Annotated in this window: 13 protein-coding genes; 3 read left to right on the top strand and 10 right to left on the bottom strand. The window is 71.7% G+C overall.

From position 1 onward, the window contains the following. The first annotated feature begins 58 nt into the window (after positions 1-58). Complete coding sequence (locus tag OVA02_RS01685) at positions 59-283, top strand: hypothetical protein (RefSeq protein ID WP_056044269.1); 225 nt, start codon at positions 59-61, stop codon at positions 281-283. Here OVA02_RS01685 and OVA02_RS01680 read toward each other — a convergent pair. The 7 genes from OVA02_RS01680 to OVA02_RS01650 all read right to left on the bottom strand — a co-directional run bounded on the left by OVA02_RS01680 (position 232) and on the right by OVA02_RS01650 (position 7062). Continuing rightward, positions 232-543 carry a Dabb family protein gene (locus OVA02_RS01680; protein WP_056044272.1) on the bottom strand — a complete coding sequence of 104 codons (312 nt, stop codon included), beginning with the start codon at positions 541-543 and terminating at the stop codon, positions 232-234. The genes OVA02_RS01685 and OVA02_RS01680 overlap by 52 nt on opposite strands. A 158-nt stretch (positions 544-701) precedes the next feature. Next, positions 702-1622 carry a phosphogluconate dehydrogenase C-terminal domain-containing protein gene (locus tag OVA02_RS01675; protein WP_082460107.1) on the bottom strand — a complete coding sequence of 307 codons (921 nt, stop codon included), beginning with the start codon at positions 1620-1622 and terminating at the stop codon, positions 702-704. Next, positions 1615-2424 (bottom strand): sugar phosphate isomerase/epimerase family protein, encoded by an 810-nt coding sequence (locus tag OVA02_RS01670; RefSeq protein ID WP_267659097.1) that lies wholly within the window; start codon positions 2422-2424, stop codon positions 1615-1617. Before OVA02_RS01670 ends, OVA02_RS01675 begins: the two co-directional genes overlap by 8 nt. After that, on the bottom strand, positions 2421-3290 hold the full coding sequence (locus OVA02_RS01665) for a triose-phosphate isomerase family protein (protein WP_235452353.1): 870 nt from the start codon (positions 3288-3290) through the stop codon (positions 2421-2423). Before OVA02_RS01665 ends, OVA02_RS01670 begins: the two co-directional genes overlap by 4 nt. Beyond that, positions 3287-3775, bottom strand: a complete 489-nt coding sequence (locus tag OVA02_RS01660) for a ribose-5-phosphate isomerase (protein WP_056044276.1) — start codon at positions 3773-3775, stop codon at positions 3287-3289. Before OVA02_RS01660 ends, OVA02_RS01665 begins: the two co-directional genes overlap by 4 nt. Positions 3776-3811: 36 nt before the next feature. After that, positions 3812-5548: a dihydroxyacetone kinase family protein gene (locus tag OVA02_RS01655; protein WP_056044279.1), complete on the bottom strand. Its 1737-nt coding sequence runs from the start codon at positions 5546-5548 to the stop codon at positions 3812-3814. A 119-nt stretch (positions 5549-5667) separates the two neighbouring features. Then, positions 5668-7062 carry an MFS transporter gene (locus tag OVA02_RS01650; protein WP_056044281.1) on the bottom strand — a complete coding sequence of 465 codons (1395 nt, stop codon included), beginning with the start codon at positions 7060-7062 and terminating at the stop codon, positions 5668-5670. Positions 7063-7268: 206 nt separating this feature from the next. On the opposite strand from OVA02_RS01650, the gene OVA02_RS01645 reads away from it, so the two are divergent. Beyond that, positions 7269-8006, top strand: coding sequence for a FadR/GntR family transcriptional regulator (locus OVA02_RS01645; RefSeq protein ID WP_267659096.1), 738 nt, complete (start codon positions 7269-7271; stop codon positions 8004-8006). Positions 8007-8144: 138 nt separating this feature from the next. Here OVA02_RS01645 and aqpZ read toward each other — a convergent pair whose 3' ends face one another. The 3 genes from aqpZ to OVA02_RS01630 form a co-directional block, all read right to left on the bottom strand. After that, on the bottom strand, positions 8145-8927 hold the full coding sequence (gene aqpZ, locus OVA02_RS01640) for an aquaporin Z (protein ID WP_267659095.1): 783 nt from the start codon (positions 8925-8927) through the stop codon (positions 8145-8147). 146 nt (positions 8928-9073) lie between these two features. Further along, the gene (locus tag OVA02_RS01635; RefSeq protein ID WP_267659094.1) at positions 9074-9469 is read right to left on the bottom strand and encodes a phage holin family protein; all 396 of its coding nucleotides are present in this window, start codon (positions 9467-9469) and stop codon (positions 9074-9076) included. 859 nt (positions 9470-10328) lie between these two features. After that, positions 10329-10988, bottom strand: a complete 660-nt coding sequence (locus tag OVA02_RS01630; RefSeq protein ID WP_200412337.1) for a hypothetical protein — start codon at positions 10986-10988, stop codon at positions 10329-10331. 169 nt (positions 10989-11157) lie between these two features. On the opposite strand from OVA02_RS01630, the gene OVA02_RS01625 reads away from it, so the two are divergent. After that, on the top strand, positions 11158-12606 hold the full coding sequence (locus OVA02_RS01625; protein ID WP_082460110.1) for a sugar porter family MFS transporter: 1449 nt from the start codon (positions 11158-11160) through the stop codon (positions 12604-12606). The last annotated feature ends 38 nt before the right edge of the window (positions 12607-12644 follow it).

The raw sequence follows: 12644 nt of genomic DNA, 5'->3' as shown, positions 1-12644 counted from the left end.
CGAGCGTCCTAGCGTTTTCCCGACCGATCAGTACCGAGATGAAGGAGCAGTGCTTCTCGTGACGAACTGGCTCCGCGCCCTCGCCCCGCTCGCCCTGACCACGATCGCCCTGGTCGTCTTCTTCACGGCCGACCACACCGTCGGGATGCTCCTGATCGTGGCCGCCCTCGCCTCGGCGTTCCTCGTCGGCACGGGCGCCGGTCAGCCGAACCGCGCCTCCTGGGCCAGGCGTCAGGCCGCGACGTCGAAGACGACGACCCGGGCGGACGCGTCGCCGAGGTAGCTCGCCACCGGCTGGTGCGAGGGGTGCGGCAGGTAGCCGTCGCGGGCCGCGGCGTCACGGAAGCGCACCACGAGCATCCAGTCGAAGCCGGCCTCGAGCTGCTCGGGGCTGAAGCTCTCGCCACTCGACACCGACAGCACGCCGTCGATGCCGGTCAGGTGCTCGGTCGACAGCCGCGTCGCCTGCTCGGCCACGTCGGCCGGGGCCCCCTCGGCCCACTCGACCAACACCACGTGCACGATCTCGTCCGTGTCGGCCATCCGCGCATCCCCTCGTCGTCGCCGCTCGCCGCGGCAGGTCACCCGATCCTGACACGGGCGTCGTCCCGGCGGTCGGCCCGGGCGACCACCGCACCACGCGAGAACGCAGGAGGCGCGGGTCACGCGACCCGCGCCTCCTGCGTTCCCGGCGTCGCGGCCTAGCGGCGGACGGCGTCGATCTTCAGCATGCGCGCGATGACCGAGTCGAGCTGGCTGTCGTCGAAGATCTTCTTCCAGTCGTCGCGGACGATCGACTCGCGGCCGTAGTCCATGGCGATGTGGCAGGCGTCGCTGAACGGGTTCGAGCCGCGCAGGCCGTTCGTCAGCGCGATCCAGGTGTGGCCGTAGAGCATCGCGCGAGCGGCCTCGTAGGGGACCCCGACGCCGTCGACGGTCTCCTCGAGCGCCTCCTTCAGGAACGCCCCGATCATGCAGGCCATCGTCTCGACCAAGGTCGGCTCGAGCACGGCCAGCTGCTTGACCGTCACGTAGTGCACGGCGATGACGGGTGCGTAGATCGTCGAGATGACCTGCGTCATGAGCTCGCGGACGGGCGAGTCCTCGGCCACGCCCTCGAGCGCGGCGACGACCTCCTGCGGGGCGGCCACGCCACCGAAGGTGTCGGCCCACTCCTCCTTCGTGGTGCGCTCGAGGAACACGCTGGGGTGGCAGGGGTGCGCCACCGCGTAGTGGATGTCCTCGCGCACGGCGAGCAGGCCCGCGTACGCGGCCGCGGGGTCGAGGGTGAGGATGACGGCGCCGGTCTTCATCGCCGGGACGACCTGCTCGGAGACCTTGCCGAGCACCACGTCGGGCACGGCCAGGATGACCACGTCGGCGTCCGCCACGGCCACGTCGGTCGCGGTGACCGAGCGGCCGAGCGACTCGATCAGCTCGACGCCGGCGGGCGACGCCTCGCTGTAGAGGGTCGTGTACGCGCTCTTGGCGAGGTTGTTCGAGACGCGCTGGCCCATCTTGCCGCCGGCGCCGATGACGGCGACGGTGACGTCGGACGAGCCCTGGCCGTCGGCGTACGTGACGGTGCTCTCGGGGGCGGTCGTGTCGAGGGTGTCAGTCATTGTTCTTGCTCCTTAGTTCAGAGATGGTTCGTGTCGTCCACTCGGCTTCGAGCCGCGTGGTGGTCTCGGGATCGCCCTGCCAGGGCAGCCAGTGCTCGACGACCTGGTTGACGGGGCTGGTGCCGCCGTCGCGGGCGTCGAGCGCGGCACGGATGCCGTCGTAGTCGAGGCGGCCCTCGCCGAGGGGCGTGCTGGTGAGCGCGAAGCCGACCCAGCCGTCCTTCCGTGAGAAGGCGAAGTCCTTGACGTGCCAGTTGGCGACGAACGGCAGGCAGCGCGCGGTCACGTCGGCCGGGTGCTCCAGGTTCGCGACGGTGTTGGCCGGGTCGAGCACGATGCCGAGCCGCGGGCTGGCGACCGCCCGCACGACGGCCACGAGCTCGGTCGAACCGACCTGCTCGTAGGTCTCGAGGGCGAGGGTGACCCCCGCCTCCTCGTACTCGGGCAGCACCTCGCGCAGCCGGCGCTCGGTCTCGGCCGCGTCGGGACGGTCGTCGCCCGCCGTCCACATGCTGCGGACCAAGGAGGCGCGCAACGCGACGGCGAGGCGCAGCCACGTCCGCAGGACGGTCGGCCCGGTGCCCCGGGTGCCGAGTTCGAGCGTCAGCCCGAGCTCGTCGGCGAGGTCGCGCAGCGCGGCGAGCTGCTCGTCGGTGTAGCCGGTCAGGGCCTCGTAGTCGCAGATCTGGAACAGCCGGACGCCCTGCGCGGCCGTGTCACGCAGCATGTCGTCGAGCGTCATCGGCTGCGGGACGAGGTCGCTGCCCCGCCAGAAGTACGCGTAGGTGCTGAGGCCGATCACGAGGCCACCTCGTCCCGGCGTGCGGCGTCGGGGGCCGGCGTCTCGTCGAGTGCGGGTGCCTCATCGAGCGCGAGTGCGAGCGCCTCGTCGAGGATGCGCTCCACCGCGGAGGCGTCGTGGGCGAAGCGACCGAGGAACAGCCCACGGACCTGGCCGCCCAGACCGGTCAGCAGCCCCGGACCGGCGCTGCCGCCGTAGATCACCCGGCTGCCGGCGCGATCGGCCAGCCCGGCGAGGTGGTCCTCGACGGCCGCGACCACCGCGGTGATGTGGCCCGCGGACGCCGGCACCGGTGCGCCGATCGCCCAGAGCGGCTCGTACGCCACGACGAGGGCACCCGGGAGGCGGGCCTCGTCGGCTGCCGCCAGGGCGAGGTCGATCTGCTGCGTCACCTCGAGCGCGGCGAGGGCGGGCGACGTCTCGTCGGCCTCGCCCACGCAGAGCAGCGGAGTGATGCCGTGGCGCAGCGCCGCCGCCGTCTTGGCCGCGACGACCGCGTCGTCCTCGTGGAAGAGCGTCCGCCGTTCGGCGTGGCCGATCTCGGCGAGGGTGCAGCCGATCTCGGCCAGCTCGGCGCCGCTCACCTCGCCCGTGAAGGCGCCCGAGTCGTCGGTCGCGAGGTCCTGGGCACCGAGGCGGACCGAGGTGCCGGCCAGCGCCTCCTGCACGGGGACGAGCGACGGGAACGTCGGCACGACGAACAGGTCGACGACGCCCCGCCGGACGGCCGGGTGGCGCCGCGCGATCTCGGCCACCTCGGTGCTCCACGCGAGGGTCCTCGCGTGCGAGAAGTACATCTTGAGGCTCACCCCGATCGTGAAGCGGGCCGGGGAGGGCCGGACGGGGGCGGTCACCGGATCGCTCACGCCGCGTCGATGCCGACGCGCTCGCCCGACCCGTCGTAGCCACAGATGGCCGCGACCTTCTCGGCCGAGGCGCTCGAGGTGTCGAAGCGGTAGGTGAGGAACTCCTTCGCCAGGCGGCGCATGAGCTCGACGCCGATCACGCGCTGGCCCATGCAGAGCACCTGGGCGTCGTTCGAGAGGACGGCGCGTTCGACCGAGAACGTGTCGTGCGCGGTCACCGCCCGGATGCCGGGCACCTTGTTGGCCGCGATGGCGACGCCGAGCCCGGTGCCGCAGATCAGGATCGCGCGGTCGGCGCGGCCGTCGGCGACCATGCGGGCCGCCTCGACGGCGACGTGCGGGTAGGCGGTGTGGCCGTCGGCGGCGACCCCGACGTCGGTGACGCTCGCCACGCCGTCGTTCGCCTCGAGGTCCTTCTTGAGGACCTCTTTGTAGTCGTACCCGGCGTCGTCCGATCCGACGACGATGCGCAGCTGGTCAGCCATGGTGGTGCCTTTCGTGGAGGGTGTGAGGGGGAGGGGTCACGCGGCGGGCTGCGGCGCGAGGACGCGTCCGACGGCCCGCGTGATGAGCCCGAGCGAGGTGGCGCCGGCGTCGGGCGTGCCGAGGCTCTTCTCGGCGTGCGGCCGGGCGCGGCCCATCTTGGGCAGGAGGTCGGCCGTCGCCGCGGCCGCCGTCACGGCGACCTCGGCCGCGGTGGCCCAGGCCGTGGCGAGGTCGGCCCCGTCGTCGACCGCCGCGGAGAGGGCCGCGTCGAAGGGGACGAGCACGTCGACCATGGTCTTGTCGCCGACCGTGGCGCCGAACTCGAGGATCGCCTCGGTCGCGGCGGAGACGCCGCGGGACACGGAGGCGCGGTCCGGGGCCGCCTCGTCGCCCACGGCCGCGCCGAGGCTCGCGAGGGCGGCACCCCAGAGGGCTCCGGAGGTGCCCCCGGCCCGATCGGACCAGGCGTCGCCGGCGAGGTCGAGGACGGTGCCCGCCCCCGCACCGGCGAGCACGGCCTCGCGGGCGGCGGCGACGGCGGCGTGGACCCCGCGCTGCATGCCGATGCCGTGGTCGCCGTCCCCGGCGACGGCGTCGATGCGTCCGAGCTCGTCGACGTTCTCCTCGACCGTGGCCTGCACCGCCTCGAGGGCGCTCAGCACCAGCTGGGCGGCCTGCCGGGACGCCGGGGTCGCGGGCGGGATCGCGATGGCGACCCGCGCCTCCTGCTCGGCGTCGTCCGCCCGCGACGCGACGTCGACGGAGCCCTTCTTGTAGGCGGGTGCGTCGACCGGGGCCGCCCAGAGGCGCTCGAGCTCGTCGTCGAGCCAGAACAGGGTCAGCGAGACGCCGGCCATGTCGAAGCTCGTGACGAGCTCGCCGACCTCGGGCTCGACGACCTCGACGCCCGCCTCGCGCAGCAGGGCGTCGACCCGGGCGTAGACGACGAAGAGTTCTTCGTACTTGACCGAGCCGAGTCCGTTGAGCAGGACGGCCACCTTGCGTCCGCGTGCCTCGTCGACCCCGTCGGGCAGTTCGTCGCTCGCGAGCAACGCCTCGACGAGCAGCTCGGCGAGGCCGTCCGCCGTGGGGACGTCGGTCTCGCCGATGCCGGGCTCGCCGTGGATGCCCATGCCGACGGCCATGCGACCCTCGGGCACGGTGAAGAGCGGTTCGTCGGCCCCCGGCAGCGAGCAGCCCGAGAACGCCACGCCGACGCTGCGGGTGCGTTCGTTCGCCTTGACGGCGACGCGGACGACGTCGTCGAGGTCGGCGCCCTCCTCGGCGGCGGCCGCGGCGGACTTGAAGACGGTGAGGTCGCCGGCGATGCCACGACGCTTGTGCTTGTCGGCGATCGACGCGCTCGAGATGTCGTCGGTGACGGCGACCGTCCGGGTCTCGATGCCCTCGTCGATCAGCTTCTGCTGGGCCTTGTCGAAGTTGAGGACGTCACCGGCGTAGTTGCCGTAGCTCAGCAGGACGCCGCCGCCGTTCTGGGCCGACTTCGCCACCGACCTGACCTGCTGCCACGAGGGCGAGGCGAAGAGGTTGCCGAGCGCGGCGCCGTGGGCGAGCCCCTGCCCGACGAGTCCGCCGAAGGCCGGGTAGTGACCCGAGCCACCGCCGACGACGAGCGCCACGCTGCCGGGGGCCGAGCGGGTCGCCCGGACCACGCCGCCGTGCACCCGTCGCACCCAGCGCTGGTTGGCGGCCACGAAGCCGTCGATCATCTCGTCGGCGAAGTCGCCCGGATCGTTGAAGAGGCGTGTCATGAGAACTCCAGGAGGCGGTGGTCCGGTCGACGGCGCGACGGCACGGCGACGGGGTGCGGAGGGGGCGGGGCCCGGGTCGGTGATCGTCCGGGCCCCGCGGGGGAGGGGGTGAGCGTCGGTCAGTCGAGCCCGGCGGTCGCCGCCAGGTCGGCCTGCTCGCGGGGGCTGAGGGTGCCCTCGGGCTTCTTCATCCGGCTGAGCGCGATCATCAGCGCGGCCGACAGCAGCATGAAGAACCCGACGATGAACATCGGCACCCGGTAGTCGCCGGTGACGTCGGTGACCAGGCCCGTGATGTACGGGGCGCTGAAGCCGGCGAGGTTGCCGACCGTGTTGATGAGCGCGATGCCCGCGGCCGCCGCGGCACCGGTCAGGAACTGCGTGGGCAGGGTCCAGAAGTTGGGCAGGGCCGCGAAGATCGCCATGGCGGTGACCGCGATCACCGCGATGGTGAGGGCGGGGGACTGTGCGTAGAGCGCCAGCGGGATGCTCAGACCGCCCACGACGGCGGGGATGACGATGTGCCAGGTCTTGAGGCCGCGACGCGAGGCGTCACGCGACCAGAAGTAGAGGGCGATGGCCGCGGGGACGTAGGGGATGGCCGTGATGAAGCCGCGCTGGGTGACGGTGAACTCGGTGCCGAACTGCTCCTGGAAGCCGCCGATGATGGTGGGCAGGAAGAACGCGAGCGCGTAGAGGCCGTAGATGAAGCCGAAGTAGATGAACGAGAGCATCCAGACGCGGCCGTTCTTGAAGACGACGCCGAGGCCCGGGTGCTTGCCGGTGGTCGAGACGGCACCCGTCTTCGTCGAGGCCTCCTTCACCAGCGCCTGGGTCAGCCAGACCTGTTCTTCCTTCGTGAGCCACTTGGCGTCGGCGGGCTTGTCCTTGAGGTAGAACCAGGCGACGATGCCGACGACGATCGCGGGGATGGCGACGCCCATGAACATGAAGCGCCAGCCCTCGAGGCCGAAGAAGACGCCGTCGTGGCTGATCAACCAGCCGGCGAGCGGGGCACCGATGACGGTGGTGAGGGGCTGCGCCAGGTAGAAGAGGGCGAGGATCTTGCTGCGGTGGGCGGCAGGCACCCAGAGGCTCAGGAAGAGGATCGCGCCGGGGAAGAAGCCGGCCTCCATGACGCCGAGCAGGAAGCGCAGCGCGACGAGCTGCTCGAAGTTCTGCACCCAGGTGAAGAGCAACGCCACGATGCCCCAGGTCACCATGATGCGGGCGAGCCACTTGCGGGCACCGAACTTGTGCAGGGCGAGGTTCGACGGCACCTCCAACAGGATGTAGCCGATGAAGAACACGCCGGAGGCGAAGCCGAACTGGGCGGCCGACAGGGCGAGGTCGGACTCCATGCCGTTCGGCGCCGCGAAGCCGATGGCGGTGCGGTCGAGGTAGTTGATGAAGAACATCAACGCCACGAACGGGACGAGCCGGACGGCGACTTTCTTGATCGCGGACTTCTCGACCGCGCTCTGTGGCGCGCTCGTTCGGGTGGTGGTGTCCACATCGACTCCTTCGGATCTAACGACGTTGTTGGATGACGCCTTCGACCGGTGCCGGTGGCGCGCAGGGACCATCGTGCCTTTTTCGCCGATATCTGTCAACCGGTTGACCAATTGAGCGACGGGAGGAGGCGGAGCGAGTGCCTCGAGAGGTGGACCCGAGTGCCTCGAGAGCTGGACCCGTGGGCCCCGCTGACTAAGCTCGCACCGTGCCGGCATACCCAGAGAGCGACCCCACGAGCCTCGATCTCGAGCTCGAGATGGTCCCGCGCGGCACCGCGGTCAGCGAGGTCGTCAAGCAGCTCGTGGCCCTCCTGACGGCCGGCGAACTGACCCCCGGGTCGCGCCTCCCACCCGAGCGGCAGCTCGCCGAACGTCTCGGCGTCGGGCGGTCGGCCGTCCGCGAGGCCCTGGCCGCCCTCGAGATCCTCGGCATCGTCACGGTGCGTCCGGGCTCGGGCACCTACCTGCGCGACCAGACCTCGGAGTTGCTGCCGACCACGCTCAGCTGGGGTCTCATGCTGAACGCGGCACGCACGCGCGAGCTCATCGAGGTCCGGGGCGGGCTCGAGATCCAGGCCGCCGCCTACGCCGCCGAGCGGGCCACGGACGCCGACGTCGACGCCCTGCGGGGGTACATCGAGGTGATGGCCGACTCGCTCGAGGACCTCGACGCGTTCCTCCAGGCCGACATCCGGTTCCACCTGCAGATCGCCGTCAGCGCCGACAACGTCGTGCTCAAGGACCTCCTGCAGAGCACCCGGTCGCTGCTGCGCCTCTGGGTCGAACGCGGGCTCACCGAGAAGGACCAGGCCGAGGCCGCGTACCGCGAACACCGGGCCGTCTTCCGTGCGATCGAGGCACGCGATCCCGACGCCGCGCTCGCCGCGATGCGCGACCACATGGCCACCGCCGCCGACCGCGTCCGGAGCGCCACGGTCGTCTAGGTCGTCGCTCTCGACGGGCGGGGCGACGTCGTCGCCTCCGCTCGAGCGTCGGTCGGCACCGGCGTCACCGTGCGAGAACGCAGGAGGCGCGGGTCACGCGACCTGCGCCTCCTGCGTTCCCAGCCGCTCGGGTCGCCGTCAGGCGCGACGGCGCAGGACGCGGTGGGCCAGGCCCGCCAGGGCGCCGCCGACCAGGGGTGCCACGAAGAAGACCCAGACCTGGGCCAGGGCGTCGGGGCCGCCGTAGAGGGCGGCCGCCAGCGAGCGGGCGGGGTTCACCGACGTGTTGCTCACGGGGATGCTGATCAGGTGGATCAGCGTCAGGGTCAGGCCGATGGCCAGGGGCGCCAGGGCCTTGTACTCACCCTTGGCGGTTACCGACAGGATCACGCCGACGAACACGGCCGTCAGCACGATCTCGGTGACGAGGACGGCTCCGAGGCCGAAACCGCCGGGCGACGACGCGCCGAAGCTGTTCGAGGCGAAGCCCGAGTCCCGGGCCGCGGCGAAGTAGCCGGCGGGGCCGTCGGCGGCGACGAGCGCCACGACGCTGGCTCCGGCGGCCGCTCCGACGAGCTGCGCGACGACGTAGCCGGGCACGCTCGACCACGGGGTCCGACGGGCCAGGGCGAAGCCGACCGTCACGGCCGGGTTGAAGTGGCCGCCCGAGATGTGGCCGACGGCGTAGATGCCGGCCATCACGCTCAGGCCGAACGCCAGGGCCACGCCGAGGAAGCCGACCCCGAGCGCGTTGCCGTCGTCCGGGAACGACGACGCGAACACGGCCGTGCCCACGCCTCCGACGACGAGGAGGAAGGCCCCGAACGCCTCGGAGGCGTACCGCGCGAGGGGCGCGTAGGTCTCGGCGTGCTGCGTGCGCTGTTCTTTCGTGGACCGGCTGGCGGGTGTGGTGCGAGGCATGGGGGACTCCCTGGTGTCGGGTGGGGTCGGGTTGGGGTGGGGTCGGGTGGGGCCGGGTGGGGCCGGGCCGGGACGGGGTCGGGTGGGGCCGGGTCGTGCCGGGTTGGGTCGGGTTGGGACGGGGCCCGGTTCGGAGGGGCCGGCGGCTAGTCGGTCGACGAGGTGAGGTTCTTCACCGTGTCGACGGGCACCGGCGGGACGCCCCGCCTGACGCCCTTCAGGCCTACGGCGACGAGCACCGCGGTGACGACCGCGAAGACGGCGAACGTGATGAGCGCGGCGGCCCAGATGGGCAGGGCCAGGGCCAGCAGGGCGACGGCGGTGCCGGCCAGGAGGATCACGGTCACTATCGCGAGGACGGATCCGACGGCGAGCAGCACGGCGCCGGACCGCGCGTCCCGTGCCCGGCCGGCGATCTCGTCGCGCGCCGACCGCAGTTCGGTGCGGACGGCCTTGATGAGGGGCTCGATCGCCCGGCTGCCGAGCTGGTCGCGGAACCTGCCGGCGAAGCCTGCGTCGGCCTGCTTGTCGTCGTCGCTCATGGTGGTCGTCCTTCTCTCGGCGCGGCCACTCGTCGGTGGCCGGGGATCGCGGTGCCGCGGTGCGGACGCGCTGTGTCTCGGTGACACACCATTCGGACGCGAGCGGCAGCCCACCCGTCATCGACCTCCAGCGAGCTTGCAGACTCGGGTCGACGGGCACTCGCGAAGCGGCCAGGCGGGGGACAGCGCGGGCCCGTCCGGCGGACGGCGGACGGCGGGCGGCGGGCGGCGTCGGGCGGCGGGCGTGCGGCGTCCGGCGTGCGGCGTGCGGCAAGATGGCCTGGTGGCTCGACGCGAACCTCCCGTCATCCGCATCGTCGCGTCGACCAGCGCCGCGGTGCGCCAGGCCGACGGGCCCGACCGACTCGCGCGCACCGACGCCGCCGTCCACCGGCTGCGTCACGGCGGACGCTCCCGCGAGGACGCCCTCTACCTGCTGTCGTCCTACTGGACCGGCGAGCACGGCCGACAGCTGCCGAGCCCGCGCACGCTGATGATCACCCTGGTGGTGACGCTGGTCGCCTGCATCGGTGCGGTCGTCGCCTTCGGCCCGACCGGCATCGCCTGGATCGCCGCCGTCTTCTTCGGCGGGGGACTGCTCGTGCGGGGGATCGTCGAGCTGTGGCGTCTCCACCGAAACTGGTACGGCTCGCGCGAGCGGCGCACCGCCGTCCGCTCCCTCGTGGGCGTCGCCCTCGACGTCGTCGGCGTCTACCGCGACGGCTACCGCCTCCCCGGGAGGCGCGCGCGGCCGACCGGCGCCAGGCCCGGTTCACGACGTCGAGGCCGTCACCACGACGACGGTGACCGGATGGCCTCGTGGCCGTCGCCCGGCTCGGCCAGGCGCCGACCGGCGTCGTCAGTCGACCAGGATGCGGAGGGCTTCGACGAGTGCGCGGTTGCCGGCGCGGAGAGCCGCGACCTCGGCCTCGAGGGCGGTGAGGCGGCTGTCGGCGGGTGCGGCGGGTGCGGGTGTGGGTGCGGGCACGGATGCCGGCTCGGGCTGCAGGCCGGGTTGGCTCTCGGGCGTCGGCTCGGGCTCGGGCTCGGCGGCAGGATCGGACGCCGCCCAGGGGTCCTGCTCGGGTTCGGCCTCCGGCTCAGGCTGCGGGTCGGGCTGCAGGTCGGCCTCCGGGTCGGACGCGGCCTCGGTCTGCGGAACGGCCTCGGCCTGCGGCACGGACCCTGTCTGTGCGTCGGACTCGGGCTCGCTCGCGGGCTCCGGACGTGCCGCGGGCTGCGGAGCGTCGATCGCTTCGTCGTCCTCGGGGGACTCGACCCGCGCCTCCTTGGTGGTCTTGACGACCTGCGAGAACTTCGGGCGGGGCTTGCGCTTCGGCTTGGCGGACTCGGGCGAGGCCTCGTCGACCCAGTCGCTGAGGGTCTGCCGCGGGACGTTGAACTCCTCCGCGACGACGGTGAGGACGTTGCGGTCGGTGGGGTTCGTCATCCGCCGCTGCAGCACGCGGGCCGTCGCGGCCTCTCGTGTCTCGTCGTCGTACCACTCGTCGAAAGGCATGCTCCGAGTCTAGGGACGCGCGAGTCCCTCTCCCGTCCGACTCGAGGGGGCGGTCCACGCATGACCGATTGACAGGACATACGGACATGGTTAGCCTCGTCCTGTCGCCGTTGCAGGGCGACGACCCGCACCGACGCGGGAAGCTGTAACCACAACCAATGGAGGAATCGTGGTCACCGACACATCGGGCAGTTCGCCCCGAGTAGCTCTTCCCGCCCTGGTCTCGGGCCCGCACACCAAGCGTCTCGGCACCGTCGCGGTCATCGCCACCTTCGGTGGCCTGCTCTTCGGGTACGACACGGGCGTGATCAACGGCGCGCTCGACTCGATGGAGGAGAGCCTCGGGCTCACGCCGGCCAGTGAGGGCATCATGGTCTCGGCCATCCTCATCGGGGCTGCGGTCGGGGCGTTCTTCATCGGGCGCATCTCGGACGCCTTCGGGCGGAAGCCGACCATCAACACCCTGGCCATCCTGTTCTTCTTCGCCGCGCTCGCCTGCGTGCTCGCCCCCACGTGGGAGTTCCTCACCGGGGCGCGGTTCTTCCTCGGCATCGCGGTCGGCGGGGCCTCGGTCACCGTTCCGGTGTTCCTCGCCGAACTCGCCCCCACCGAGCAACGCGGCGGACTCGTCAGTCGCAACGAGCTCATGATCGTCTCGGGGCAGCTCGCCGCCTTCACCATCAACGCCGTCATCGGCAGCGTCTGGGGCGAGCACGACAACGTGTGGCGCTACATGCTCTCCGTCGCGGTGCTGCCCGCCATCGCCCTCTTCATCGGCATGTTCCGTGTCCCCGAGAGCCCTCGCTGGCTCATCGCCAAGGGCCGCGACGACGACGCGCTCGCCGTGCTCAAGCAGATCCGTGCCGACGACCGCGCGGTGGCCGAGATGGCCGAGGTGCGCCTCCTGGCCGACGAGGAGAAAGAGGCCAAGAGCGCCCGCCTCGCCGACCTCATCGCCGAGCCCTGGCTCCGCAAGATCCTGTTCATCGGCATCGGCCTGGCCGTCGCTCAGCAGCTGACCGGCATCAACTCGATCATGTACTACGGCACCCAGGTGCTGCAGCAGTCCGGTTTCTCGCAGAGCGGGGCCCTGATCGCCAACGTCGGGGCAGGCGTCATCGCCGTCGTCGCGATGCTCGTCGCCCTCCGCATCATCAACAAGGTCGGACGGCGCACCATGCTCATGGCCGGCTTCGCCGGCGTCACGATCTTCCACCTGCTGATCGGCCTGTCGTCGCTGCTGATCCCCGAGGGGCTCGGCCGCGCGATCGTCGTCCTGATCTTCGTCATCGGCTTCGTCGGGACCATGCAGGGCACCATCGGCCCTCTCGTCTGGCTGATGCTCAGCGAGATCTTCCCCCTCAAGCTGCGCGGCGTCGGGATGGGGCTCACGGTGCTCATCCTCTGGTTGACCAACTTCGCCGTCAGCCTGCTCTTCCCGATCCTCGTCGCCGGCATCGGCATCTCGACGACGTTCTTCATCTTCGCCGTGCTCAACGCCGGGTCGTTCCTCTTCGCCGTGAAGAAGGTGCCCGAGACGAACGGGCGGTCGCTCGAGCAGCTCGAAGAGGACTTCAGCACCGGTGCCATCTACGTCGTGAAGAACGGCAAGAAGTGACCGCGACCGCACGCCACGCTCCCGAGAGGACGACCACG

This window comes from Frigoribacterium sp. SL97, assembly GCF_026625765.1.
Classification (GTDB): Bacteria; Actinomycetota; Actinomycetes; order Actinomycetales; family Microbacteriaceae; genus Frigoribacterium.
Note: the sequence above shows the minus strand (reverse complement) of the source record. Positions and strands in the feature narration are given on the sequence as shown.

Coding starts and splice junctions, on each gene's coding strand:
- OVA02_RS01655 (WP_056044279.1), bottom strand. CDS start 5,548: ATGACACGCCTCTTCAACGATCCGGGCGACTTCGCCGACGAGATGATC.
- OVA02_RS01675 (WP_082460107.1), bottom strand. CDS start 1,622: ATGACTGACACCCTCGACACGACCGCCCCCGAGAGCACCGTCACGTAC.
- OVA02_RS01635 (WP_267659094.1), bottom strand. CDS start 9,469: ATGAGCGACGACGACAAGCAGGCCGACGCAGGCTTCGCCGGCAGGTTC.
- OVA02_RS01660 (WP_056044276.1), bottom strand. CDS start 3,775: ATGGCTGACCAGCTGCGCATCGTCGTCGGATCGGACGACGCCGGGTAC.
- OVA02_RS01680 (WP_056044272.1), bottom strand. CDS start 543: ATGGCCGACACGGACGAGATCGTGCACGTGGTGTTGGTCGAGTGGGCC.
- OVA02_RS01630 (WP_200412337.1), bottom strand. CDS start 10,988: ATGCCTTTCGACGAGTGGTACGACGACGAGACACGAGAGGCCGCGACG.
- aqpZ (WP_267659095.1), bottom strand. CDS start 8,927: ATGCCTCGCACCACACCCGCCAGCCGGTCCACGAAAGAACAGCGCACG.